At 66.9% G+C, this 24,611-nt stretch carries 21 protein-coding genes; 4 read left to right on the top strand and 17 right to left on the bottom strand.

Going from position 1 to position 24,611, the window contains the following annotated elements; all coding sequences use genetic code 11:
- Positions 1–1,147 precede the first annotated feature (1,147 nt).
- Positions 1,148–1,648, bottom strand: coding sequence for a DUF4254 domain-containing protein (locus ABZ942_RS26110; RefSeq protein ID WP_357386295.1), 501 nt, complete (start codon positions 1,646–1,648; stop codon positions 1,148–1,150).
- 170 nt (positions 1,649–1,818) lie between these two features.
- Between ABZ942_RS26110 and ABZ942_RS26105 the strand changes: the two genes are divergently transcribed.
- Both ABZ942_RS26105 and ABZ942_RS26100 read left to right on the top strand, forming a co-directional pair.
- Positions 1,819–2,628, top strand: a complete 810-nt coding sequence (locus ABZ942_RS26105) for a GntR family transcriptional regulator (RefSeq protein WP_357386293.1) — start codon at positions 1,819–1,821, stop codon at positions 2,626–2,628.
- Positions 2,625–3,194, top strand: a complete 570-nt coding sequence (locus ABZ942_RS26100; protein WP_357386291.1) for a GNAT family N-acetyltransferase — start codon at positions 2,625–2,627, stop codon at positions 3,192–3,194. The genes ABZ942_RS26105 and ABZ942_RS26100 overlap by 4 nt, the downstream gene beginning before the upstream one ends.
- 112 nt (positions 3,195–3,306) lie before the next feature.
- Here ABZ942_RS26100 and eccCa read toward each other — a convergent pair whose 3' ends face one another.
- The 3 genes from eccCa to eccD are packed head-to-tail and all read right to left on the bottom strand — an operon-like array spanning position 3,307 to position 10,284.
- Entirely contained in the window at positions 3,307–7,383 is a 4,077-nt protein-coding gene (eccCa, locus tag ABZ942_RS26095; RefSeq protein ID WP_357386289.1) for a type VII secretion protein EccCa, read from the bottom strand.
- A 48-nt stretch (positions 7,384–7,431) separates the two neighbouring features.
- Positions 7,432–8,841 carry a type VII secretion-associated serine protease mycosin gene (gene mycP / locus ABZ942_RS26090; RefSeq protein WP_357386287.1) on the bottom strand — a complete coding sequence of 470 codons (1,410 nt, stop codon included), beginning with the start codon at positions 8,839–8,841 and terminating at the stop codon, positions 7,432–7,434.
- 12 nt (positions 8,842–8,853) lie between these two features.
- Complete coding sequence (gene eccD, locus ABZ942_RS26085) at positions 8,854–10,284, bottom strand: type VII secretion integral membrane protein EccD (RefSeq protein ID WP_357386285.1); 1,431 nt, start codon at positions 10,282–10,284, stop codon at positions 8,854–8,856.
- A 287-nt stretch (positions 10,285–10,571) separates the two neighbouring features.
- Between eccD and eccA the strand changes: the two genes are divergently transcribed.
- Positions 10,572–12,404 carry a type VII secretion AAA-ATPase EccA gene (gene eccA / locus ABZ942_RS26080; protein ID WP_357386283.1) on the top strand — a complete coding sequence of 611 codons (1,833 nt, stop codon included), beginning with the start codon at positions 10,572–10,574 and terminating at the stop codon, positions 12,402–12,404.
- Positions 12,405–12,450: 46 nt separating this feature from the next.
- On the opposite strand, the gene eccB is transcribed toward eccA, so the two are convergent.
- Complete coding sequence (eccB, locus tag ABZ942_RS26075) at positions 12,451–13,968, bottom strand: type VII secretion protein EccB (protein WP_357386282.1); 1,518 nt, start codon at positions 13,966–13,968, stop codon at positions 12,451–12,453.
- A gap of 125 nt (positions 13,969–14,093) precedes the next feature.
- On the opposite strand from eccB, the gene eccE reads away from it, so the two are divergent.
- Positions 14,094–15,890, top strand: coding sequence for a type VII secretion protein EccE (gene eccE, locus ABZ942_RS26070; protein ID WP_357386280.1), 1,797 nt, complete (start codon positions 14,094–14,096; stop codon positions 15,888–15,890).
- A gap of 84 nt (positions 15,891–15,974) precedes the next feature.
- Here the strand turns inward: eccE and ABZ942_RS26065 are convergent, their stop codons facing one another.
- The 12 genes from ABZ942_RS26065 to ABZ942_RS26010 form a co-directional block, all read right to left on the bottom strand.
- Positions 15,975–16,277 carry a type VII secretion protein EsxR gene (locus ABZ942_RS26065; protein ID WP_357386278.1) on the bottom strand — a complete coding sequence of 101 codons (303 nt, stop codon included), beginning with the start codon at positions 16,275–16,277 and terminating at the stop codon, positions 15,975–15,977.
- Positions 16,278–16,321: 44 nt separating this feature from the next.
- Entirely contained in the window at positions 16,322–16,627 is a 306-nt protein-coding gene (locus ABZ942_RS26060) for a WXG100 family type VII secretion target (RefSeq protein ID WP_357386276.1), read from the bottom strand.
- A gap of 85 nt (positions 16,628–16,712) precedes the next feature.
- A complete protein-coding gene (locus ABZ942_RS26055) occupies positions 16,713–17,504 on the bottom strand; it encodes an ESX secretion-associated protein EspG (protein ID WP_357386274.1) in 792 nt (263 codons plus the stop codon).
- Positions 17,501–18,487 (bottom strand): PPE domain-containing protein, encoded by a 987-nt coding sequence (locus tag ABZ942_RS26050; RefSeq protein WP_357386272.1) that lies wholly within the window; start codon positions 18,485–18,487, stop codon positions 17,501–17,503. Before ABZ942_RS26050 ends, ABZ942_RS26055 begins: the two co-directional genes overlap by 4 nt.
- 47 nt (positions 18,488–18,534) lie before the next feature.
- Positions 18,535–18,870 carry a PE domain-containing protein gene (locus ABZ942_RS26045; RefSeq protein ID WP_357386270.1) on the bottom strand — a complete coding sequence of 112 codons (336 nt, stop codon included), beginning with the start codon at positions 18,868–18,870 and terminating at the stop codon, positions 18,535–18,537.
- Between the two features lie 16 nt (positions 18,871–18,886).
- Positions 18,887–20,284, bottom strand: coding sequence for a hypothetical protein (locus ABZ942_RS26040; protein ID WP_357386268.1), 1,398 nt, complete (start codon positions 20,282–20,284; stop codon positions 18,887–18,889).
- Positions 20,281–20,598 (bottom strand): type VII secretion target, encoded by a 318-nt coding sequence (locus ABZ942_RS26035; protein ID WP_357386266.1) that lies wholly within the window; start codon positions 20,596–20,598, stop codon positions 20,281–20,283. Before ABZ942_RS26035 ends, ABZ942_RS26040 begins: the two co-directional genes overlap by 4 nt.
- Positions 20,599–20,690: 92 nt before the next feature.
- Positions 20,691–20,993 (bottom strand): YbaB/EbfC family nucleoid-associated protein, encoded by a 303-nt coding sequence (locus ABZ942_RS26030; RefSeq protein ID WP_357386264.1) that lies wholly within the window; start codon positions 20,991–20,993, stop codon positions 20,691–20,693.
- Between the two features lie 26 nt (positions 20,994–21,019).
- Positions 21,020–21,376, bottom strand: a complete 357-nt coding sequence (locus tag ABZ942_RS26025) for a hypothetical protein (RefSeq protein ID WP_357386262.1) — start codon at positions 21,374–21,376, stop codon at positions 21,020–21,022.
- Positions 21,377–21,443: 67 nt separating this feature from the next.
- Positions 21,444–22,232, bottom strand: coding sequence for an ESX secretion-associated protein EspG (locus ABZ942_RS26020; RefSeq protein ID WP_357386260.1), 789 nt, complete (start codon positions 22,230–22,232; stop codon positions 21,444–21,446).
- Positions 22,229–24,019, bottom strand: coding sequence for a hypothetical protein (locus ABZ942_RS26015; protein ID WP_357386258.1), 1,791 nt, complete (start codon positions 24,017–24,019; stop codon positions 22,229–22,231). The genes ABZ942_RS26020 and ABZ942_RS26015 overlap by 4 nt, the downstream gene beginning before the upstream one ends.
- A gap of 321 nt (positions 24,020–24,340) precedes the next feature.
- Positions 24,341–24,607, bottom strand: coding sequence for a hypothetical protein (locus tag ABZ942_RS26010; RefSeq protein ID WP_357386256.1), 267 nt, complete (start codon positions 24,605–24,607; stop codon positions 24,341–24,343).
- Between the last annotated feature and the right edge of the window lie 4 nt (positions 24,608–24,611).

Genomic DNA, 24,611 nt, shown 5'->3' with positions numbered 1-24,611 from the left:
CTCGGGGAATACCGACCCGGAGCGCCTCGCGGGCGACATCGCGCACCTGACGTGCACCCACAGCCGGGCACGGCACACGAGGCGAGCATCGAGTCGAGTCATATGGTCGCTAAACGATCTTCAACAGCCACCATACGACTCTGTTGATCTTGAAAATGCTCGAGACGCCACCACAGCCAGATGACCACCTCAGGGACGCGACATCGCGCACCTGACGTGCACCCAAAGCGGGGCACGGCACACGAGGCGAGCATCGAGTCGAGTCATAGGGTCGCTAAACGATCTTGAACAGCCACCATACGACTCTGTTGATCTTGAAAATGCTCGAGACGCCACCACAGCCAGATGACCACCTCGGGGACGTGACATCGCGCACCTGACGTGCACCTAAGGCCGGGTACGGCACACGGCGCGCCCACACTACTTCAGGGAAAACCGGGGACTGTCTTCAGCTTTCATGAACAGGTCACCTTGGGAAGTCCTCAGGTGCACTTACCCGGATAGGTGTACTTATCCAAGGGAATGACCGAATAGTGCTGGGCGCGTCGCCTGCCGTCCCCGGCTTTAGTTACCGGTCAGGCGCGCGGTGTCGCGTTGTGCAGGTGGTCATCTGGCTGTGGTGGCGTTTCGAGAACTTCGAGAATCAGCCAATCCCGGCTCCCGAGGTGGTCAAGACAGCCCCGGGGCACCCACTGTGTCAGCCCGACACCCCGTACAGCTGCTGTGAGGCTCACACAGTGGGTGCCCGGATAGGTTCCCGAGGTGGCCCCCTGGCCTTGGTTGCGTCACAAGGGGGCTGTGGTGTGGTGAAACCTGGTGGTGAGCAGAGGCTTTCATACAGTGCCCGCACCCTTCACAGCGGCGTAACCGGCCGTGTGAGCCGTACAGCCACTGCGCGCGCTGCTCACCCAGCACACAGAAGGTGCGAGGCGAACACAATGGGTGCACCGAAGGGGTTTCGCCGGGTGACCTGGCCGCGGTCGCGCCCCGAGAACTCCGCCGTCGTGAAACCTATTGGTGAGGAGGGGGTTTCACAGAGCGTGCATACTCCTCACAGGGGCTACAGGCCCTGTGAGGAGTATGCACGCTCTGTGGGACTCGCGATCCAGCAAACTCGCACCCGCTGAGGGGACGGAGGGGGGTGGGGTTACCACTCGGGGAGGCGGCGTCTGCCTGCGAGGATGTCGCGGACGAGGTCGTCGTAGGCGTCGGCGAGTTCGGCGAGGTGATGCCATGCGCCGTGGAGTCTTTCGTCGTGGGCGTCGAGGGTCATCAGCGCGTGGTGCGCGCGGACCGAGGATTCGGCGAGGCGGTCGATGACCGCGCCGACGGTTTCGGTGTGCAGGGTCGCACCGAGTCGGTGCTGGGGCACGCTGCGGGCGACCCAGTCGTCGATAGCCATGACCAATTCGACTCTGCGGCGCTCGATTTCGAGGACGACCAGCGGGTCGGTGTCCACCGAACCGCCGCGGCCGACCAGTCGCCGCTCGTGCAGCACCGCGAGATCGCGGGCGAACCAGAGCAGCGGACCGCCGACTACGCGGTGTCCACGACACGCCCGAACAAGTAGATCCGAGGTGGGAAGCAGTCCAGGAACGTGGGACTGCACCACCGAATCGGTACACCGCAGTGTGCCGGGAAGAGCCATTACGACTGTTGTATCCGAACCTGCCACGTTGCCTCGCCGTCATCGCCGCACAACACCGGATCAGGACGTTCATTACAATAAACCTCTGAAGGCACCTGTCAAGCGTTACCGGGCCGTAGGAAGTCACGAAGAGTACACTTCGTTACCTGCACGACCAACCGAGGAGCAAGATGGCGGACGGTCCGACGTACCACCGGATCGCAGACCTCCTCCGCGAGGAGATCCGCGCAGGCAAGTGGAAACCGGGTGATCGGTTGCCCAGCCACACGGAGCTGGCCGAGCACATGCAGGTCTCGCTTACGACCGCTCGCAATGCGATTCAGGTGCTGGTCACCGAAAATCTCGTCTACACAGCGACTTCCCGCGGCACCATCGTGCGAAACCAGGAGGTCCTGGAATCGGTTGTCACCGACCATATTCGACAGGACCGGCCGAAATCGCCGCACGATATCTTCGAGGAGATCGCGCGCGCCGCGCACCGGATGCCGTCCAAGGAGTTCAGTGCGAAGATGGAGCCGGCCGGTCCGGCGGTCGCGTTATGGCTCGGCGTGCCGGAGGATTCCTGGGTGCTGGCCCGGACGGTCGTCCAGTTCCTCGATAACGAGCCGTGGTCCTGGGAGGTCAGCTTCTACCCGCGAGACTTGGCCGAGGCCACCGGAATCGACTCCCCGCACGACATCCCGGAGGGCACCACCCGGCGGCTGGCCGATCGCGGTCACGCGGAAACCGCGCACCGCGACACCTTGACCGCGCGGCCCGCCTCCGCCGAGGAAGCCACCGTGCTCGGCGTGGCGGCAGGCACGATCTTGCTGGACCACCTGCGCATCGGCGCCAATCACGAGCGAGTCACCAGGGCGACTCGCCATCGCTCCATCGCCGCGAGCAACCGGCTCGCCTATCAGCTCGGCGATGCCGAGGGTCTCGGCGTTATCGGACGCACGCTCGGCGTGCCGTATGAGCCAGGTGTGCCGTCAGCATGAGTAACATCGCGTTCCGCCAGGCCACAATTGGCGATCTGGGCTTCATCTGCCGACTACGGCTGCAACGCACCGCGTGGCTGACCGCGCGCGGCTCCGATCAGTGGACGGTCGCGGGCCGCGGCAAACCGATCGAGATATTCGCGCGAGCGGTCGGCCGATCGCTGGACGCGGGCGAGACCTGGATCGCGGAGGTAGCCGGCGAACCCGCGGGCACCATCACCGTCGATCACCATGCCGACCCCGGGCTGTGGTCACCGTGGGAACTATCCGACGCGGTCGTCGTCCATTACATGATCGTCGACCTGCGCTTCGCCGGATACCGGATCGGTCACCATCTACTCGCCCACGCGGGAATGCTTGCGCGCCAACAGGAACGCGACTGGGTTCGCCTCGACGCGTGGACCACCAACACCGAACTGCACGACTACTACCGCAGGGAGGGCTTCCAATTCGCCCGCATCGCGGGCCCGATCGCGACCGGACCCTCCCGTGCACTCTTCGAACGACGCACCAACAGTTGGGATTTCATCCCCACGCACCAAGATATCTCGTTGGCACATGGGTAACTCGCCGGGTACGGGCTGACCTGGCCGGCTCCCCACCGCCGGCCGCCAACGCCACTGCCGCGGCACCCAGTCCGGCCTGAATACGCGGAGAGCCCAGGCCAATAACTGAGCCCTAGATGGTCGGTGGCAGGTAGGCGATCTGCACCATCTCCTGCTCCCTACTGCGCGAGGCCAACGTGCCCCGCCCCGGTGGCAGCTTGCTCGGGCGGATCTCGCCGATGATCTTGCCCTCGTCCCGGGAGCCGCTCATGATCAGCGTCTCCACCGACAGGTTCTTCATGCCGCCGATGATCGGGTCGTAGAGCGCGCGCGAGACGCCACCCATACGCCGGGTGACCACGAAGTGCATGCCGATATCGCGGGCCTGCGGCAGGTATTCGATCAGCGGGGAAAAGGGATTGATGCTGGCGGTCGCCACCATGTCGTAGTCGTCGACCACGATGTAGATCTCCGGGCCCTCCCACCAACTGCGATCGCGCAGCTGCTGCGGGGTGATATCGGAGTCCGGGATCCGCTGGGAGAGGTACTGCGCGACCTCTTGGATCATCGGCCCGCAGGTCTGCGACGAGGTGGAATACCCGGCGAGTTGCTCGCCCTCGACCACGCCGAGCATGGTCCTGCGGTAGTCGATCATGATGATCTTCGCCTGGTCCGCGGTGGAATTCTCCACCACGCCCATCACGATGTTGCGCAGCAGCGTCGTCTTGCCGGATTCGACGTCGGCAAAGGCCATGAAATGCGGCTCGGTGCCGAAATCCAGGACCAGCGGCTGCAATTCGGATTCGCCGAGCCCGACGACCACCTTGGTGGGGCTGAGCTCGATGCCCAGCTCCCGCGCGGCGGCAAGCAGCTCGTCGCGGTCGAGCTGCCCCGGCAGCATCCGCACCTCCGGCGCGCGCCTGCCCGCGTGCAGCTCCGCGAGTTCCAGCCGAGCCCGGGTGACACCGTCGGCCAGCGAGCCAGGATCGGAGTCGGAGTCCAGTCGCGGCAGGGCGATCAGCATGTGCAGCTGGTCCGGAGTGAGACCACGACCGGGGCGACCGACCGGGACCTGAACGGCGGTGCGCCGCCCCATCTCCGAGTCCGTCGGATCGCCGAGGCGCAGCTCGAGCCTGGTGCCGATCTGATCCTTGATCGCGGGCCGGATCTCGGCCCACCGGGACGCTCCGATGATGAGGTGGATCCCGTACGACAAGCCTTGTGCCGCAATGGCGGTGATCTGCGACTCCAGCACGTCGAACTCTTCGCGGATCGCGCCCCAGCCGTCGATCACCAGGAATACGTCACCGAATCGGTCGTCGGCCAACGGATTACCGGCCGACGCCGCGCCGTCGGGCACGTGCGCCGCCGCGGCGAACTTGCGCCGCCGGAATTCTGCCATCGACTCGATGCCCAGCTCGGCGAATCGCTCCTCGCGCTGGCGCATCAGTGAGGTGAGCTCGGCGACGGTGCGGCGCACCCGGTCGCCGTCGAGGCGACCGGCCACCGAGCCGACGTGCGGCAGCCCGACCAGGCCCGCCATCGAGCCGCCACCGAAGTCCAGGCAGTAGAACTGCACGTGCTGCGGGGTGTGGGTGGCGGCGGCGGCCATGATGATGGTGCGCAGGGTGGTCGATTTACCGGACTGCGGACCGCCGACGACCGCCACATTGCCTTGTGCGCCACCGAGACTGATGGTCAGCACGTCCCGGCGCTGTTCGTATGGCTTGTCGATGACGCCGATCGGCATCCACAGCTGACCGTGCCGGTTGACCGGCGAGCGCCAATCCGGGTCGGGCAGCAGCATGTCCACCGTCGGGGATTCGTCGAGCGGCGGCAGCCACACCTCGTGCGCCGGGCGGCCGTGCCCGGTCAGTCGCTTGACGACGGTGTCGAGCAGCGAGTCCGGAATGCCCTCCTCCGAGCCGGGCGCGCCGAAGGCCGACGGTGGCGGCGGGAGTTCGAGCATCGGGTTCATCGGTGACGGCGGCAGATCCAGCGCGGAGTCGGACTCGACCGGTTCCGGCATCTCCACCGGCGACGCGGTGAACACCGCCAGCCGCTGGCCGCCGACCGGGGCGCCGTCCTCGCCGGTCACCGTGCCGACCGGCGCGACATACGGGCCGGACACGTAGCTTGCGTTGAACCGCAACGGATCCGAGGCGTCGCTCTTCAGGTATCCGGCACCGGGCACGCTCGGCAGGTGGTAAGCGTCGGTGATGCCGAGCACCGCGCGCGACTCGTTGGCCGAGAAGGTACGCAGGCCGATGCGGTAGGACAGATGCGACTCGAGGCCGCGAAGTTTGTTCTCCTCCAGGCGCTGCGAGGCGAGCAGCAGGTGCACGTGCAGCGAGCGGCCGAGTCGGCCGATCATCACGAACAACTCGGCGAAGTCCGGCTTCTGCGACAGCAGTTCGGAGAACTCGTCGACCACGACGAACAGCGCGGGCAGCGGATCGAGCGGAACGCCTGCGGCCCTTGCCTTCTCGTAGTCGGTGACGTTGGCGTAGTTGCCCGAGGAGCGCAGCAGTTCCTGCCGCCGGTTCATCTCACCGGCGAGCGCGTCCTTCATGCGGTCTACCAGGGAGAGTTCCTCTTCCAGGTTGGTGATCACCGCGGCGACGTGCGGCAGCGAATCCAGCCCGAGGAAGGTCGCGCCACCCTTGAAGTCGACGAGCACCAGGTTCAGCGCGTCCGGCGAGTGCGTGGTGACCAGCGAAAGCACCAGGGTGCGAAGGAATTCCGATTTACCGGAGCCGGTCGCGCCGATGCACAGGCCGTGTGGGCCCATGCCGTTCTCGGCCGACTCCTTGATGTCGATCTCCACCGGGGTGCCGTCGGGGGTGATGCCGATCGGCACGCGCAGCCGTTCCCGCGCGGTGCGCGGCCGCCAGACCCGGGCCGGGTCGATCTGCGCCGCGTCCGGGATCTTCAGCAGGGCCATCAGCCCCGGATCGGCCGTCGAGCCCTCGCCGAGGCTGACGATCTGAGCGGCGGTGGCCAGCCGGTAGCGCGACAATGTCCGCGAAAAGGCCTCGGCCTCAGCCCAACTCACCACGTCGGCGGTGGCGAACTTCTCCACGCCCGCCGCGCTGCGGGCCGACACGTCGCGGTCGACGGCGACCAGCTGCAGCCCGCGTCGCGCCGCCAGCCCGCCCTCCGGGGCGGTGAGGTCGAGCACGGTCACCGAGTCCAGTCCGGATTCGCTGATCAGCCGTTCGTTGCCGTTGACGTATCCGTCGTCGATGATCACCACCAGGTGCAACCGCCCCTGGGTGGGCTGCGGGTTGCGCATGAAACGCCCCCGCTCCATCAGCTCGGCCGACAGCGCGGTCTCCAGCTCGCCGAGCGAGGTGTACATCATGCGGGCCGAGCCCATGCCGTCGCGCAGGGTCGGATGTTGCAGGTGCGGAAGCCATTTCGCCCACGCCCACGGCCCGTCCGGGTCCGCGCAGACGATGGCGACCGCGAGATGGTCCGGACCGTGGAAGGTGACCAGCTCCATCAGCATGGACCGGGTCAGCATGCGCGCGTCCTCGGGCGTGCCGCTGATGTTGATCGCCGGGAAGGCGCGCATCGACACCGCGGTCGGCAAGCTGTGCACCACCGAGTGGGTGCGCACGAACCGGCGCAGCGCGACGGTGGAGACCGGCTCCAGGTCCTCCAGCGGACCGGTTTCCGGCCGCGCCAGCTTGGTGGCCAGCCGGTGGCTGCCCATGCCGACCCGGACGTGCCCGAAGTCGGGATCGTTGGGCCTGCGCTCCCACATCCGCCTGGTCCCGATCAGCGACGGCAGGTCGGCCGGGTCGGGATGACTCCAGACCAGAGTCTCCAGTTGCTTATTGCCGGTGCGCCGCACGTCCTTACGGATCTGATCCAGGTAGCGGAAGTAGTCCTTACGTTCCTCGTTGAGCTCGACCGCCCGCTTGCCCGAGCCGCCGCGGAAGCCGGCCATCATGCCGACCATCGACATGAGCATCATCATCGGGAACATCATGGACAGCGGATTGGCCAGCAGGTTGCGACCCATCATTGCCATCATGGCGATCATGCCGACCACCGCGACCACCATGACGACGGGCATCAGCTTCATCATTATGGGGGCGGGCAGCGCGCGCGAAATCTCCGGCGGCGGGGTCAGCGCCACCTCACCACCGGGTGCCCGTGGCGGCGCTATCCGGGGGCGTCGTACGAAACCTTCGGTAGCCATGGAGTCCTTCGATCGGTCGAGCTGTCTGCGTTCGGCGGGCAGCCTGCGCTACGGGTCGAATTCGGCGTCGATCTCCCGCCGTCGGCGGCGGTACGGAATCGATACCGCGATACCAATTGCCAAGGCGGTCAGGCAGGTCAGCGAGCCGATCACCGCGACCCGGCGCGGCCGTGGGTCGGGGCCGGGCGGAATCACAGGTGCGGCGATCGCCCGTGCGACATCGGCGCCGTCGCTGACGGACTTGTCGGGCAGCTGCGCGGTGAGCGCGGCGAGCGGGTCGATCAGGCCGGCGCCGATCGCGTCGTCGCGGCCGGTGCCCGGCGCCTGCGCGGTGCGGATGATGCGGTCGATCACCTGTCGCGCATCGAGATTCGGGAATCGGGACCGTACCAGCGCAGCCAGCCCGGCGACGTAAGGCGCCGCGAAACTGGTGCCGTCCACCGGGCGGATGCCCTCGTTGGTCTGCACGCCGTTCACCAGGCCGACGCCGCCGCCCTTGCTGTCCAGCGACACGATATTGCGGCCGATCGCGGCGACGCCGACCCACGGGCCGTGCAACGACAGGTCCGACGGCTTGCCGTCCGCGTCCACCGAGGCCACCGCGAGTACATACGGCGAGAACCAGGCGGGGCTGGCCACGGTGTTGACCGAGTCCCAGCCGGAACCGTCGTTCTGCTTCTGGCACGGACCGTTGTTCTCGACGTTCCCCGCGGCCGCCACCACGACGACATTGCGTTCCGAGGCGTACTTCACCGCGGCGCCGAGCGAGGAGTCGGCGGTGTCGGATCCGGCTGGGCTACACGCCACTTCGGAGATGTTGATGACGGTGGCGCCGAGATCGACCGCACGCACCACCGCCGCGGCCAGGGTGAGCACGCTGCCGTAGCCGTCGGCCCGAATGGTGCCGGGCGGCTTCTCACCGCCGCGATCCTTTTTCTCGTAGGCCAGGCTGAGCTGCCGGATACTCAGGATCTCCGCATCGGGCGCGACCCCGGTGAACGCGTCGCCGGGACTCGGCTGCGCCGCGATGATGCCTGCCACCAGGGTGCCGTGCCCGTCGCAGTCGACGGTGCCGTCGGAATCGGAGACGTAATCGCCACCCGGCTGCAGAGCCGCCAACCGCGGATGCCGTTGCACCCCGGTGTCGATCACCGCGACCTTCTGCCCGGCGCCCCGGCTGAACTGCCAGGCCGCAGGCAGATCGAGCACCCGCTGCGAGATCGGCGGCTCATTCGGCGGCGAGCCGGTGAGCGCCGGTTCGGCGCACTGGTCGGCCTGCTGGGTCGGTTCCAAGGGCGCGGGATGACCACTCAACGCCTGCGCGATACCCAGCGCGCCCGGATCGATGCCGGGCGGCGAGATCGCGGCGGCGGGCGATGCGAGTGCGCTCACCAGGCCGACCACTGCGGCGGCACCGGCCATCCGCAGCAGGTTGCGACGGAAAGCGCTAGGTCCCATCGGTTCCCGCACTCATATGTTCCTGGCCATCGAGTAGACGCCCATGATCCACAAGACCAGCGGGATCAACGAGATGATCAGCAGGTACTCGAAGATTTCGATCATCCGCCTGGTGATCGGCGTGACCTCGATATGCGGTCCGATCACGCCGAAGCCCACCGTGCCCGCCGCGAAGGCGACGAGCAGGCCGACGCCCAGCAGTTCGAATTCCGTGTTGCCCAGCGCCGCACCGGCGGCCAGCCCGACGAAGGTCACGCAGCCACCCCCGATCAGCGTCGCGGCCTGGGTGAGATCGGCGAAGGAACGGCCGCGCAGGCACAGGATGATCCCGGTGACGATGGCAAGGACGATGCCCTGCCAGCGGTCCGAGCCGAGCGGGTCGGCCGCGCCGAACGCGCCGATCACCGCGGTCACCGTGCACGCGGTGATCAAGCCGGATTGGTACTGGTTGGCCGCGCGGGACCGCTCGCCGAGGCCGGACGCCGACGGCAGCGCGGTGGCGCCGATCGCGCCGATGCCCTCGATGGTCGGGCGCTGTTCATGATCGGCCGGGTCGATCGCTCCGCCCGCGGTCGGCACCGGCGGGATCGGCAGCCGGGCCAGCCCGGCGGCCAGTCGCGGCACCATCGACAGCAGCGCGATGCCGACCACCACCAGGCCACCGGCCAGCTTCGGCAGCGCGGGATGCCAGACCAGAAGCACCGCGGCGGCGATACCCGCGATCACGCTGAGCGCACCCGCGGCGGAGAACAAGGTCGCGCCCGCGCCGATGATCCGAAAGCCGAGCACGGCGGCCACGATCGTCACCGAACAGCCCAGCAACAGATGTGCGCTGCCCAGCGGGCCGGGCACGAAAAGCGCGGCGCCGCCGAACAGCAGCAGCAGACCGTCCAGCGACAACCAGACGGCGGAGAGCTGGTCGAGGTATTTGCGCGCGGCGAAGCCCGCGGCGACGAAGGCCCCGATGCCCACGGCCGACAGCGCGAACGCGGGGGCGAGCGGATCGCCGTGCCCGCGCGAATTGACCAGCAACGCCAACACGGTGAGCACCGTCAGCACCGAGGAGACCAGGCCCATCCAGCGCGCGGAGCCGCCGGTCCAGCTGCGGAATTCCTCCGCGGTGAGCCGGGACACCGCGTCGATCACGTCGTCGAAGAGCGCGGGCGCTTCCTTCGCGGTGACCGAACGCAGCACCAGCAACTCACCGTCGTGCACGTCGGCGTCGTTGAGCGTGCGGCTCGGTGCGAACGCATCCTGGCCGACCCGCGCCAACGTCCAATGCTGGGCCTGCAGCGGCACCGAGTCGTCCTCGGCGTCGAACTGGTCGGGATTGCGGGATTCGATCAGGGCCACCAGGTCGCCGATGAAGCCTGCGATCGGCACGGTTGCGGGCAGCCCGACATCGAGCTGAGTGTTCCCGCCGATGACAGAAACCCGACTCAACTCCGGTTCAGCGGCGCGCGTGCCACTGGTTGGTGACTCGATCAACGACCCCGGACCCCCGGCCTCTCCACTGACGATTGTTCACGCCTCGACGGCACTGGGTGGAACGTCTTCTGAGTGAACGACTTCGACACCCGTAGAACTCTCACCTAGACAACACATGCGTTGCAACCTCTGGGCAGCTGAACCTAATGTAACGGACAGACCAGGCACTGCGCGATCGGTAGTCTGGGGGGCATAAAGAACTCATCCGCTACTACGAACGAAGACTTCGGGGTCCGACAGCCATGACCGGCAATCGCCAAGCACAACGCGCCTTCGACGCCGGAATTCTGTCGCTGGGATTGTCCATCGAGGGGCAGGAGTCCGCGCGCGATCTCGAGTACGCGAAACTCGCCTTCCAGCGCGCCACCGAGTGGGATCCCACCATGTGCGACGCCTGGCTCGGCCGCGCCGCCGCGGGCGAGCTCACCAAGGACGTCTTGTTCAACATGCACAAGACCAGCACGAGCACGCTCTACCGGGAGCAACGCAGGCTCGGCCTGCAGCCGCGTGACCTGGCAGGCCGGTTCCTGCCCGGCCTTTATATCGATTACCCGCTGGCCAGCTACACCGAGATCTGGCTCGCCTGGGCCGCGTTCCTCATCGCGGAGAAGGAATACGACGAGGCCGAGCGGGTGCTCGACGAACTCGACACGTACCGCAGGTCTCAGCTGAGCGACCCGGATCGCGCGATCGATAACCGAATCTGCGCCTATGTCCGCGGCGTCATGCACTACAACACCCAGCGCTGGTCCGATGTGATGACCGTGCTGGCCGGTTCGGCCGAGTGGGATGACCCGTATCTCGCGGCGGGCGCGAACGTCATGGTCGGCACCGCCTGCGCGCAGCTCGGTCTGTTCGGTGAGGCGATCCGTCGGATGGAACAGGCCGAATCGGGCCCGATCCCGGCCGCTCGGTCGACCGCCATGTTCTGCCGCGGCCTGTGCCTGCGCGAATCCGGCAACGAAGAAGTGGCGCAGGGGCTGTTCGAGAAGGTCTACTCGCAGGCACCGGATTTCGAGGCGAACACCGCCGCGATGCGCGACCGCACCTATCGGATCAGCGTCACCTCGCGCGAAACGATCGACGCCCGCACCGACAAGTGGGATCCGGCCTCCGCGCCGTCGATGAAGGCCATGGAGCAGGCCGAGACCGAGGATCGGGCCAAGAAGATCCTCGCCGACGCCCGCGCCGAACTGGACTCCCAGATCGGTTTGACCTCGGTGAAGACCCAGGTGGCCAAGCTGCAGTCGAGCGCGCAGATGGCGAAGATCCGCGCCGAGAAGGGCCTGGCCGCCGGGGCGCGCGGTCAGCACCTCGCGTTCACCGGCCCGCCCGGCACGGGTAAGACCACCATTGCCCGGGTGGTCGCCAAGATCTATTGCGGCGTCGGCATCTTGAAGACCGACAAGGTGGTCGAGGCCAAACGCGTCGACTTCGTCGCCCAGCATCTCGGCGGCACCGCAGTCAAGTCGGAGGCGCTGATCGACAGCGCGATGGACGGCGTGCTGTTCATCGACGAGGCGTACACGCTGATCCAGACCGGCCTGCAGGGCGGCGACTCGTTCGGCCGGGAGGCCATCGATACGCTGCTGGCCCGGATGGAGAACGACCGCGACCGACTGGTGGTGATCATCGCCGGATACGACGGCGAGATCGATCGCCTGCTGGCCGCCAACGATGGTCTGGCATCCCGGTTTTCCAAGCGCGTGCAGTTCCCGTCCTACACCCCGGCGGAGCTCGGCGAGATCGGCAACGTCATCGCGCGCAAGCGGGACTCGGAGCTGTCCGACGAGGCGCTCGCGCTGCTCGTCACCGCCTGCACCCAGCTCTACGAACTGCAGAGCACCGACCAGAGCGGTCAGCCGCGCCGCGGCGTCGACCTGGCGGGCAACGGCCGGTTCATCCGTAACGTCATCGAGACCGCCGAGGAAGAGCGCGAATTCCGGCTGGCCAACGACGAAACCCTGGATCTGGCCAATATCGACGAGAAGATGCTGATGCGCATCGAGGCGCCCGATATGCACGCCGCGCTCTCCAGCATCCTCGCCTCGCTGAATGTCGGCTTCACCGGCTGACATACGGCTGCCGTTCAGGTTATGAACGGCAGCCGACGCTGCACGGCTAGTGCTGCGGCTCCAGCGGCAGCTGATCGCGCGCGATGAGCGCTTCCTTCGGCGACAGCGTGGCGCCGGGAACCATCTGACCGATGACCGCCCACGGCGCGAGCCGCGGGGTGTCGCCGAGACCGAGCACGCCCGCGGTCGCCATATCCGGAATGCCATAGCGGACACCGTTATCGGCGACGTAGAACAGGCTGCCGCGCCGCGGGCTGCCCGGATCCATGCCGGTCACCTGAACGAACTCGCCGCTGCCCGGCGGGACGTACACGGCGTCCACCCGGTCACCGGTGCCGTCGGCGGTGGCGAGGTCGACGGCCTTCGCCGATTCCGCGATCGGCACGCGCACACCGGCAAGCAGGGTGACCGAGGCGCGTTCGGCCGGTCCGTCACCCGCGTCGACCTTGCGGTTGGCCGGGGCCGTGCCCGGCGTCTTGGACCAGGCCACGCAGGTGACCGGGGCGTCCTCGGCATTCAGGATCTTCGGGGTCTCGACCGGAAAGTCGTTGATCGGCAACACATCACGCACCACCCGCACCCGATCGAGCACGTCCGGCGGCATGGTCGGGATATCGCTCATCCCGTGTGAGTCGGCGAACCGGATCAGCTGCGCGGTGAACGGGCTCACCGGCTGCAGCGCGTCGGCCAGCACGGCATACAGCCCGGGCTTGCCGTCGCCGGCATCGCGAACAGAGATGACGCCACCGACCGGAACATTCGACAGCGGCCCGGGGCCCGGCTGACCGGCCTGCGGGATCTGCGGCGCCGCGAGCGGCGGGACTTCCGTTGTCGCGCCGAGCATTCCGGTGCCGATCGGACGCGGCCGGTGGGCAGGCAGGTTCAGCGCGCGCACCAGCACCGAGTTGCCGGGGTCGACCTCGGCCCGCTTGCCGTCGTAGACCAGGTAGGTCTTGCCGCTGCGCTTCACCAGCAGCGCCTCGTCCTTGCCCACCGTGCGAGTCCGATCGCCGAGGGCGGGGTGGCCCGCGATGACCGTCGTGGTGCCGCCGGTGGCCGAGGCCGCGCTACCGCCCTGCGACAGCGTGATCGTCTCGCACAGCGCCCATTCCGACCGCGGCCCCTGCGACGATCCCGGCAGCGCGCTCGGCGCGCCGGGGATGCCGACCATCGGTCCGCGCGGCATGTCGTTGAGCTTGCTGTCTTTCACCGCGTTCGGCTCGGCATTGCTGCCGGTGATCAGCCGGGCCGAGGCCAAGTTCAGGACCGGGTGCAGTGTCTTGGTGCCGTTCTCGCCCTGCACCACGACATACAAGGCGCCACTCTGCTTGCCCGACACGATCACCGAGTCGCCGACCGCACCCTGCGGCTTCAGAAAGCTCAGAATGGCCGCACCGGCGATCACGAGTATCCCGAGCACCAGACCGACCATGAGCGAACGCACCTGGGACCGCATGGGATCGTGCAGCATGCGCACGTCGCGCCGCACCAGCGCGTGATCGAGTCGGCGCAACAGGAATCGGTACCCGTTGACCTGGGCTCGGGTGGTCAGCTGTGCCGGCACAAGGTCTCCATGAACTGTCGAGAACCATCTTGATCGACACGGTACCGTAATTCCAGGACGGCCCTGAACCGATGATTTCATGGTCATGGGTGGTGGCTGTACGGGTGGCAGACAGGGACAACGCGGTGACGACAACTGAGCAGCAGACCAGGCCCGACGGGGCGACCGAGCCGGAAGGCGATAGTGCGCCGGCGCCACCGGCCGACCCGGCTTCGGCCTACGACACGCTGCGCGACCCCGAGTTCTGGCTCTTCCGCGTCTATCCCCTGCGGGTGGTCGTGCCGGTGGTGGTGCTGGCCGCCACGGTGGCCTGGATCGTGCTCGCCACAACGCATTCGCTGTGGGGCGCGATCGGCGCTGGTATCGGTTTCGCGGTGATCTTCCTGCTGCCGATCCGCGACCGCACCCCGGCCGGGCGGATCGGTGCCGCACTGGCCCGGCGGCGCACCGGGCGGCCCGCCGATCTGCTGACCCAATCACCCGCCTTCGATGTACCGTTCAGCGAGGGCGGCGGTTACGGCGTGCGCTGGGACGGCGAGCTGCTGCTCACCATGCTGCGGATCGATCCGCCACCGGACACGTTGACGTTGCTTCGCCGTGGCGAGCTGAGCACCGACCAGCTGCTTCCGCTCACCGAGATCGCCAGCTGCCTCGATCAATTCGATCTGACCCTGGCCGGTGTCGACATCGTCAGCACGGGTGCGCGCACGGCGGGCACCGGCATCATCTCGCATCTGTACGACAGCATCCTCGGCCCGCTGCCCGCCATCGCCCACCGCACCCTGTGGCTGGTGCTGCGGCTGGATCCGCTGGCCAATGCCGAGGCGGTGGACAAGCGCGGTGGCGGCGGCACGGGCGCACTGCGCACCGCGATGATCGCCACCCGTCGGGTGGCGAACCGGCTCGCCGCGCACGACATCGCCACCTCGGTGCTGACCGCCACCGAAATGAACACCGCGGTCCGCGAACTCACCCACGGCTTCGAGCTCGACCAGCTCGCCGAATCGCCGCGGTCCCTGGAGTACCAGGGCCGCTATATGACGCACTATCAGATCGGCGCGGACCTGATCGCCCCGCGCGGGCTGGCCGACATCTGGACGGTGCAGAGCCTGTCCACCACGGTGATCCTGCGGCTGCGTCCCGGTGCGCAGCGGCACAACACCCGCGCCGACCATGCCGGCACTGTGGTGCTCAATGCCGTTGTCCGGTTCGACACCACCTTCGAACCGGAGGAGCCGCCACTGCCCGGCCTGCGCGAACTGCCGGGCAATCAGCTGCGAATCCTGTTGGACACCTTGCCGATCGGGTCGGGCGGTCGCTGGGGCGCGGACACCGGATATCGCGGCACGATGACCGCGCTCACCGACATCGCGGTGCCGACCGCGGGCTGCGGGCAGTTGATCGGGGCCGACGAGGTCGGCCAGGGCATCGCGGTACCACTGGTCGGCGAGGGCACCCGGCACCTGGAGGTGATCGGCAACCTGGACCTGGCCCAGCAGGTGATCCTGCGGGCGACCGCGCTCGGCGCGCACGCCATCGTGCATACCGCCAGGCCGGACGCCTGGCACACCATGGTGACCAATCTCGATGCGCCGCATGTGATTTCGATCGCACCGCGGTCCGCGGGCGCCAGCTATCACGCACCCGCCGCACCGCCGCTACCCGCCGCGCCTTACCCGAGCACCACGGTCGTGGTGTTCGACGGGATCGCGCCGACCACGCACGCGGGCGGCGCGACCATCGTGCATGTGCGCACGCCGGATCAGCCGCCGGGGTCGATCGACGCCGACGTCACGCTGGTCCAGGATCCAGACGCACCGAACCGGATCACCGTGCGCACCGCGACCGCGAGCGCCACCGTGTTCATGGTGACCACGCCGGACGAGATGCACTACATCGGCGAATCGCTCGCCGCGCGATGAGCCTGAAAACCACTGTGCTGGCTTGAAAACCGGAACGGCCGGCCGGAACTGGCTGTTCCGGCCGGCCGTCAGGTGACGGACATGTCAGTGGTTGTAAGCGGCGAAACCGTCGCCGACCTTGCCATCGGCGTCGAGCGCGCGCTGCAGCGAGCTCTCCACGTTTTCGGCGAGCTTGTTCAGCTTCTCGATGGTGTCCGAGAGCCCCTGCTGGAGGTCTTTGTGCATGCCGTCGAAGCCCGCCTTGGCCTGCTCACCGGCCAGGTTGTTGTGGAAGTTTTTCGCGGCGTCGTTGAGCGCGTCGATCTCGGCCTTCATTTTTCCGCCGTGGTCCTGCAGATCTCCGAACAGCTTCTTCATAGCATCGGGATCGTAAGTAAGAGAAGTCATGATTCAGTTCCTTCGAATGGTGAGTTCTAAACAGAGCGGGCTGATCAGCCGTGGTTCGCGTCCATTTTCTGGAGGTGCGTGCTGCCTTCTTCGACAGCCGCGGAGAACCGGTCGAAGCGATTGTTCAGATCGGTGGTCTCGTCGTGCCAGACGGTGGCAACCTTGGTGAACGCATCCGCCGCCTCACCCACCCAGCCCGTTCGCGTACATGCCTGTGCGGCATCGTCGATTGCTCTGACCGAGTCGCGGAGGTTTTTGATCGAATCCGTCAGCTGCTGGTGAACGTTGTTGATACCAGCCGAATCGAGGGCGACCGTCTGACCCGAGCCACCGAGGTTGGTGAGTGCCATTTCATTGACCTTTCGTCATTGTGATAACCGTTCGCAGGAGAACGATCTCGTTGAACTACGAGCAACCGAAGTTGCCACCCGAGAACTACTGAGGCAGCCACCTCCCCCCGGGCAGCCCCTCGATCAACGTGGCGACTGCTTGCGCAACCCGGTGGTCTGAACCCGGCGTGACCGTGGACCAGACCTGCTGATCCGGGGAAACCGTCGGCGCCGCGACAATCCGCCCGCGGGCGGTGTCATACACGGCGACGGCACCAGGCGCTCGCGTGGTCACGCCATCCTCATGGGCGCACGCCACGATCTCGGCGTAAGCGTGCGTCGCACCGAACGTGAGCCCCAATGTGGTGGCGTCGCGCTCGGTGGCACCCAGGGCATAGAGAGCGTCGGTGAGCTCGCTGGAGGTGGCGGCGGCATTGAGCCGCTCGGCCAGCTCTGCGGCCGGGACGCTGAAATTGGGGATCTCGGCGGGCTGGCACGGATCCATGGCGGCCAGCAGTGGCCGCACCAAATCGGCCGCGGACCCATCGGTCCACACCTGCCGCACCTCGAAGTCGTCGCCGGAGCGGACGGCGACCGCGTGCGCGTCACCGCGACGCACCACGCAGACTCGGCGCGGACCATTCTCGGTGTAGATGCGGGCCACCAGCTCTTGCTCCGGCACGGCCAGCGTGAACAGCGTTTCGGCCAGTTCCGAAACCACCTCGCCGTGCGCGTCGATCAGGCCGTCGCCGATCAGGGTGGCTACGGCGTACTCCTGCGCGCGCTGCCATTCCTCGAATGAATCCTGCTGCGGCCCAACCGAAAGCGCCAGCGGCAGGGTCTGTACCCCGAGCCGGTCGGCGACGGCGAGCAACGCGTCGTTGGTCAGCGTGGTCACGGCGCACCGCCGGTTTCGGTCCGAGTCTCGGCGGGCGCCTTGGTCACCGACTCGGTGCCACCGAGAACCGCTGGCGCGGCTTGGATTTCGCCTTCGAGCCCGATCTGGTCCGCCTCGCCCGCCAAGCTGGCGCGCGGGAACCGGGCCGAATCTTGGGATGCGCCTGCACCACCCATCGCGCCGGGCGCCATCGGCGCGGTCTGGCCGGTCGCGTTCGTCGCGCCGACCTGGGTCGATTTGGTAGTCGGCTCGGTGGTCGTGGTGGCTTGCGAGTACACCGGCGCGCGGTAGGACGACAGTGCCCTCGGTGGCAAGGTCGGCATCGCGATCGAGCCGATCGGCATGCCGCTGAAGCTCGGCATCACTTTCGGTGCTTCAGCCGCCGCCGCGGCGGCGGACTGCTCGGCGGCCAGCGCCTGTTCCGGCGCGATCTTCGGCGGTTCCTGATGCTGCCACGGCGTCGCCAACGGCTCAGCGGCCGTTTCGTAACTCCGCATCACCCGCGACGCAACGGCTTTCGCCATATCCGCGTCCGCGTCGGTGTCGGCGGCGATCGCCTGGATCGGTGCGCCGAGCATGGCGCCCATACTTTTCAGCATGTCCTGCACCTGCTGGATCTGCTGGATGTCCGCGGTGTTCGGCATGGTCAGCCTGGCCACCTCGTACGCGGCGACCTGAGTCTGCAGCCGGGTGGCGTTCGTTGTCGCGGTGGTGGCCGCGTCCACCAGCCAATCCCGCAGCTTGGTCACCGTTTCCATAACCTCGCCGCTACGACCGGACTGCCACGCGGTGCGCAGCGAAGCAAGGACCCGCTCGTATTCGAGCACCGCCGCACCGAAAACCGTGGCGAGCCGCGCCCATTCGGCGGCTGCCTCGGCCATCGGCAGAGAGCCCGGGCCCGTGGTGAGGTCTCGGGCGAGCCGATCCGGCTGCCGAGCTTCCCACACCACGCCGGTGAACCCTGGCTTCGGTGGTTCGATCATTGCTGCGCTGTGCCTTTCCAAGACAGGCCTTTCCGCGGACCCGTGCCTCAGGCGGACGTGCCGCCTGCCGCGTTGAAGTCCGCGACGCTGTCGCTTTCCATCTGGCTGAACTCGTTGGTGTGCATCCGCAACGTGGCCGCCAGCTTTCGCATTTCGGTCACGCTGGCCTGGGCGCTCGCCAAGTACGAGGACGCGACCTCGTTCCCGGTCTGCGCGGCCCGGCCGGAGACTTCGTCGGCCCCCGCCGGCTGGATCGTCAATGCCTGTTCGGCGGCCTGCAGATCCGCGGCCAACCGGTCGGCGAGCACATCGAGTCCACTCGATGCCTCCCCGGCCGCGACTGCGTCGAACTGAACGCTCGCGAACGCGCTGTCACTACTCATGAGACCCTCCTCAAAGTCAGAGCGTGAGTTCTTTGTCCGGCGGTAGTTCCGAGGTGGTGTCGGCCGCGCCGACCACCGGCAACGAGACCCCTTCGATCCGGCCGACGACTTCGTCGCCGTGCTGGCTGGTCACCAGCTGGCCGCGCAGCGCATCGGTGCTCGACCCGCCGTCTTTGCCGAGTCCGGCACCGGCGACACCGGACATCGGCATCCCGCCACCCATGCCGCCGGTGCCACCGGTCGACATCGCCGCTGTGGTGGCGGGACTCGACCCACCCACACCGCTCAGCCCGCTGAGCGAGCCCATCGAACCGCTCGCGACTCGAGTGCCCTGCCACGGGTTCAACGGAGCGGCAGGTGCGCCCGCCGCGCCGGGGCCGGGGCCACCGAACGCGCCGGGGCCGCCGACACCACTCGCGGCATCGGCTTCGGCCTTCGCCTTCTCGTCATCGGAGAGTTGGCTGCTCTCATGGGTTTTCGAGTCGACGACGGGTTTCGGCGCGCTGAGCGCCGAACTCGCCTGGGCGAGCTGACCGAGCGACTGCGCCGCCGTGCTCGCGGTGCTGATCAGCGGCGTCACCATGCTCATCAGCTGACTCAGCTGGTCGGCGCCGCCCGCACCGGCAACGCCCTTGGGGGCGTTGGTGATCGGGACCTTCGTCCCGGTCGTGGTCATGGTGGCGCTGTGACCGAGCAGTTCGCCCTTGGTCTTGACGGTGATGCCGAGCGCCTCGGCCATCGACTCGACCGCCGAGGCCGCCAGGAACACCTGTCCCGCCGGGGTTGCCGCGTACAGCGGAGCCAGGGCGAGAGTGGTGGACATTTTCGCCACCACCGCGGACATCAGCCCGGCGCCGACGAAGACGCTGCCCGCCGCGTTGGTGAGACCCACCTTCTCCTGGACGCTTTGGGTCTCCAGCTTGCCCGCGTCCGTCGCGGCCTCGCCCGACTTCTTGGCCGCCTCCATCGCCGCCATGCCCTGCCACACCGACATCACCGTCTGAATGGCGGAGGTGCCGACCTGCATCACGGTCTGCATGACGGTCGAGATACCGGTCAACAGCTGGGTGGGGTCCATCGGCGGTGGCGGCGCCGCAGCGTTCTGGGTGCCGTCGGCGCTCGTCGGGACCGGGGCCGGTGCCGGTGGCGCGCCGAGCTTTCCGCTGCCGAACGCGGCCGCCAGATCGGTCAGCGGTCGCATCAGCGCGGTGAGATCCAGCGGCGGCAGCGGCGGCATCTCGGGCATGTGGATGAACGAGGGCATCTCGGGCAGGTTCGGCAGCCCCATGTCCTGCAGGATGTGGTTCACCGGCTGGTCGAGCATCGGGGCTAAGGAACTGCCCCGCAACAGATCCAGCACGGTCGGATCCAGCGGCTCCGCACCCGGCGGTGGAATGGCCCCGGGAATGGTCATGACTTCGAGTTGACCGATCCGATGGCCATACTGGACTCGCCATCGGCGGACTCGTAGGTGCTGGCGGCCTGGTGTGCGGTCAACGCCGTACCCGCGTGCACCGCAGCCAGTTCGGCCACCGAGCTCAGATGGTTCGCCTGCGCGAACGCGAACGAGGCGAGGAATTCCTGGCCGATCAGGCCGAACACCGGCACGACCGTGGCGATGGTTGCCGCCTGGTCCACCGCGCCGGCCGAGGCGACGCCCGCTGCCATCGCGGCCGAAGCGGAGCCGTAGGCCCGAACCGCATCTGGAACAACTTCAATGTGATTCATGACTTGACATCCAATCCCGAAACACCATAAGGCGTTTCGTCAGACCTTACCTAGAGAAGCATGTATGCGCTGATCACGGCGTAATTTCTCGATCACCTCGCCGCACTTTCCTCGTTATATGCGGTGACCAGCCGGGCTCGCTCGGCGAAGGCGCGATAAGCCGCTGCCCGCGCGGTGCCGACGAGTGTCTGCTCGAACTCGGCAGGCGAAAGCTTCGCTACCGCACCGGAAAGGCTCAGCTCGACCAGCGCGCCGTTGCCGTCCACCGAGGCGGTGACCGCGCCGTCCTCCGACGTCTCGGTCATCAAGATGCCGGTGGTCGCCTCGTTGAGGTCACGCAGCCGATACATCTGCTGCTGCACCCGCGCGATCAGTTCGTCCATCGTGTCGACCATGACTACCTCCCGAATTCCCGTCCTGGTCAGACTGATCGAAGCCAGCTCTGCGGCTCGGTCTCGTACTCCTGCTCTTCGATGATCTCCTGTCGCGCCACCTCTTGCTCGGTGGGTAGCCCGGTCATCGCCAGCATCTCGGAGGTGAAGCCCGCGTCTCGCAGTTGCGTCCGGCGGGCCATCCCGGCCCGGTTCGCCGACTGCTTGCAGAGCCGTAAGATCTCGGCCGCCAACGCCGCCGGATCACGCCGCAATTGATCCTGGTCCAGCTTGATGCCCAGCGGCAGCCCCTGCTCGGTGGTGCGCACGGCAATCGAACCGGTCAGCGAGGTCACGACGAATTCCGTCGGAAACTCCGGTGGCGTATCGCCATTGGGTACCGTCACGGCCGCTCCCTCTCCGAACATGGGATCAATAACAGCGTCTCACGCATGTCAACTCCTTAACAACTCCTTATGCGCGCTCGTCTTTGATGGCACGGACCACCTCGGCGATTCGGCCGTTGATCAACTGCACGAACCGCTTGCTGTCCGCCGCGACCGCCGTCGCCGGGGTCCCCTCGGGAATGACGACATAACGACCGTCGCCTTCGATGTCGCGCCAGTCGAGTCGATGGCGAGTAACTCCACGCGGGCCGAACCGGGAGCGGCCCTGGGTGATGTCGATAGTGCCCACAAATTGGTCCGGGGCGGCCACAAACCGTGCGGAGCGCGAGTGCACCGAGTCTGTGAAGGAATCCTGCACAACGGAACTGGCGAATGAATAATCCAACTCTTCGGCCCGGTCTTCGGTCGGCAGGATGTAGTCCGCCTCCCGACCGGCCTCGGCCTCGGGAATTGCTTGCACCACCAGATCGGCCAATCTCAGTGCATCGCACTCGGTGACGGTATATCCGCCACTGTGCCAATAGGTTTCACCGGGTTTCTGGCTTACCACGTAGCCGGTATCGCCACGGCGGGCGGCGTACACGCGCACCAGCGTATCCGGTTTCATACTGTCGCTGCCGTCGGATCCGTGCACTGCGATCTGGATATCAGGCTCGAGCAGTGTCGCCAACACCGTATCGATGAACTCCGGGTGCGCACGTTCCACCCGATTCAGCGCCTGCCGCATCTGCGAATCCAATTCGCTGCGGGTGCGCACCCGAGCGGTCATGACCAACGGCCACGGCAGCCACGTCGTCGTTGCCCGTTCCCACAGGGCAAAGAGTTCGAGGTCGGTAAAGTTCCACGTGCGGTTCATTGTTCAACAATGGGTTTGACCACTACCGGCGCCTCGCCGATCGCATCCTCGAGATGCTCGGTGGAGTCGAGATAGTCGGCTCGCTTGTGCTCCTTCTGCTGCCCCTGGGCACCCGGGCCGGGGCCGGGACCCATGCCCATTCCGGCACTCGACGCGAGGCCCGCTCGCGCGCCGGTCGCGGCGGCGTTTGTCGTCGCCTCGGCACGCGGGAACAGCTTGGCGGCCTTGTCCAGGGTCTGACCGACGCCGCCCAGCTTCGCCGCGCTGCCTGGACCAGGACCGCCTGCGCCTTTCGCCGAGGCGGTGCCGAGCGCCTTCTTCGCCTGCTCCTCCAGATCCTTCATGCTCGGGAGGGTAGGCAGTCCGGCCAAGCCTGCCTGCTGCGCGGCTTGCTGTGCGGCAGTGGCCAATTGCGACCCCATCTGCTGGGCGGCCTGCGAGAGCTGCTGCCCGATCTGCGACGCCATCTGGGTGGCCTGCTGGCTCGCCTGCTGCGCGGCTTGCTGGGTGGCGCGCTGCTGTTCTTGCTGCTGCTGCAGCTTCTCGCGCTGATCCTGCTGTTCCTGTGCCCGCCGTTGCTGGTCTTCCAGGGCCTTGCGCTGCTCATCGGCCTGCTGTTGGAGCTTGCGCTGCTGCTCTTCCTGCTGTTGCTGGTTCTGCAGTCCGGGGGCGCCGGGACTCGCCTTGCCTGGCGCACCCGGAGGCCCCGGGGGACCCGGAGTTCCCGGCGTGCTGTTGTTCTGCAGCGGTTTGGGGCCTTGCGGAAGGGGAATCGTCGGGATGGCGGCAGAGGTCGCGGCCATGCCCTGCTCATACCAGCCGCCGTAGGCCGCGCGGGCCAGCCCCAATTCCAGAATCTTGTTTCGATCGGACATCGACGCAGCCGGCTGGCTCGGCATATTGACCTGAGTTGTTTTCCCCCAGTTGTACGCGTCCAGCGAAATCGTGCCCATGTTGTACATGGTCTGGACCAAGGCCTTGCCGGTGGCGGTATAGACGTGCACCGCGTTCTTTGCACTCTCGGCGCCGTAACCGGTCCATTTCTCCGAGTCCACCAGGCCGGAGATATTCGCGTTGAAGTCGGTGAACCCCGCGTCCAGCTTGCCGGCCATAATATTCCAGCCCTGCGACACATCCCTGGCTGCGTACACGCCACCCAGGCTGGAAAACAATTTGTTGAAATCTTCGTATATCAGCGATACGGCAGGTTCCGCACTGATCGCAGCCCCCTTATCGGTAGCTTGCAGACCAGAAGGCAATCCCCCGTACTTGCCGACCTGCCAGTTACCCTTGTCGTCCGGCGTGGCCCGTTGGTAGTTGCTCGGATCGTGGACCGGGGTGTCGGCCCAACCGTATACATCGCCTTTTGTGGTGCACAGGACGACCTGCCAGGACTGCCCGACACGGACGATGCCTTCCCTGGGTTCCCGACTGTTCTTGATCGCGTCCAGATCGGTCTGCGATTGTTCGTCCGCATTTTTGTAATGGTTGCCCGCGATCAGGAACGACTGGGCCATATCCGTCAAAATCTTCTTATGGCTGTCCAGGACCTCGTCACGAAACCTCTTGCCGGCCTTGACGAACTCGTCCGTCAACTGATGCCCCGAGAGTAAATGGCCGAACATTTCAGGCTGGGTCGGCACGACTCTGCTGACATCTGCCGCGACAAGATCGATGACGTCGAGCATATCGGCGCAATAGGTCGCTGCCTGTTTCGCAACGTCATCAGTCAATTTGAGGGCGCCGGGCCGTTTGAAGCCCTTCCAGTCGTCCTTCGGGTCACCCATTGGTCACACTCCTGCCGGCGGACAGTTCCGAGTACGGCCGCAGACCGACACGACCGGGACAGGCCACCCGCCTGCCCTGCGCATCGAACGGCGCTCGTGCACTGGATCTCTCATCCGCTACTGGCCCTCCTCGTAGCTACGACGCTGCTGACGTTGTGTGCGCACGTCGGCATCGCAGCTAGTTCCTACAGCGTGCCAATTCTATGGGTACTAGCGTCGACCCCGCATGTACAGACCCGAATCTTGGTGGCACGCTTGCGCTGAACGCGCTTTGACCAGTGAGTTTGCCGATGACCACGGGGTTGCTGCGGCTCGGCTCGCTCACTCGTCCTGCTCGAACGCACGGTCGATCGCGGCCTGCCGCGCGGCCGCGTTGGTACCGTCCAGTTGGCCCGCGAAGGCGGCGTTCGCGGCGGCGATCAGTTCGTCGGGAACTGCGGGATGGGCGTCAGCTATCTGCCAGAGTGCTTCCACCGTGCGCAGGTCGAGGCCGTTGTCCGAGGAGACGCCGCCGCCGCTGCGGACCGAAGCCAGTGCCTCGGCGAAGTTCTGCCGCAGTTCGTCCTCGGTCGGGTAGTCCAAGAGCATGGTT

Source organism: Nocardia sp. NPDC046473, assembly GCF_040645995.1.
GTDB lineage: Bacteria > Actinomycetota > Actinomycetes > Mycobacteriales > Mycobacteriaceae > Nocardia.
This window is presented reverse-complemented; position numbering and strand designations above follow the sequence as displayed.

Coding starts and splice junctions, on each gene's coding strand:
- ABZ942_RS26020 (WP_357386260.1), bottom strand. CDS start 22,232: ATGAACCGCACGTGGAACTTTACCGACCTCGAACTCTTTGCCCTGTGG.
- ABZ942_RS26100 (WP_357386291.1), top strand. CDS start 2,625: ATGAGTAACATCGCGTTCCGCCAGGCCACAATTGGCGATCTGGGCTTC.
- ABZ942_RS26065 (WP_357386278.1), bottom strand. CDS start 16,277: ATGACTTCTCTTACTTACGATCCCGATGCTATGAAGAAGCTGTTCGGA.
- ABZ942_RS26010 (WP_357386256.1), bottom strand. CDS start 24,607: ATGCTCTTGGACTACCCGACCGAGGACGAACTGCGGCAGAACTTCGCC.
- ABZ942_RS26050 (WP_357386272.1), bottom strand. CDS start 18,487: ATGATCGAACCACCGAAGCCAGGGTTCACCGGCGTGGTGTGGGAAGCT.
- ABZ942_RS26105 (WP_357386293.1), top strand. CDS start 1,819: ATGGCGGACGGTCCGACGTACCACCGGATCGCAGACCTCCTCCGCGAG.
- ABZ942_RS26045 (WP_357386270.1), bottom strand. CDS start 18,870: ATGAGTAGTGACAGCGCGTTCGCGAGCGTTCAGTTCGACGCAGTCGCG.
- ABZ942_RS26060 (WP_357386276.1), bottom strand. CDS start 16,627: ATGGCACTCACCAACCTCGGTGGCTCGGGTCAGACGGTCGCCCTCGAT.
- ABZ942_RS26040 (WP_357386268.1), bottom strand. CDS start 20,284: ATGACCATTCCCGGGGCCATTCCACCGCCGGGTGCGGAGCCGCTGGAT.
- eccCa (WP_357386289.1), bottom strand. CDS start 7,383: ATGGCTACCGAAGGTTTCGTACGACGCCCCCGGATAGCGCCGCCACGG.
- ABZ942_RS26015 (WP_357386258.1), bottom strand. CDS start 24,019: ATGGGTGACCCGAAGGACGACTGGAAGGGCTTCAAACGGCCCGGCGCC.
- eccA (WP_357386283.1), top strand. CDS start 10,572: ATGACCGGCAATCGCCAAGCACAACGCGCCTTCGACGCCGGAATTCTG.
- ABZ942_RS26110 (WP_357386295.1), bottom strand. CDS start 1,648: ATGGCTCTTCCCGGCACACTGCGGTGTACCGATTCGGTGGTGCAGTCC.
- ABZ942_RS26035 (WP_357386266.1), bottom strand. CDS start 20,598: ATGAATCACATTGAAGTTGTTCCAGATGCGGTTCGGGCCTACGGCTCC.
- mycP (WP_357386287.1), bottom strand. CDS start 8,841: ATGGGACCTAGCGCTTTCCGTCGCAACCTGCTGCGGATGGCCGGTGCC.
- ABZ942_RS26030 (WP_357386264.1), bottom strand. CDS start 20,993: ATGGTCGACACGATGGACGAACTGATCGCGCGGGTGCAGCAGCAGATG.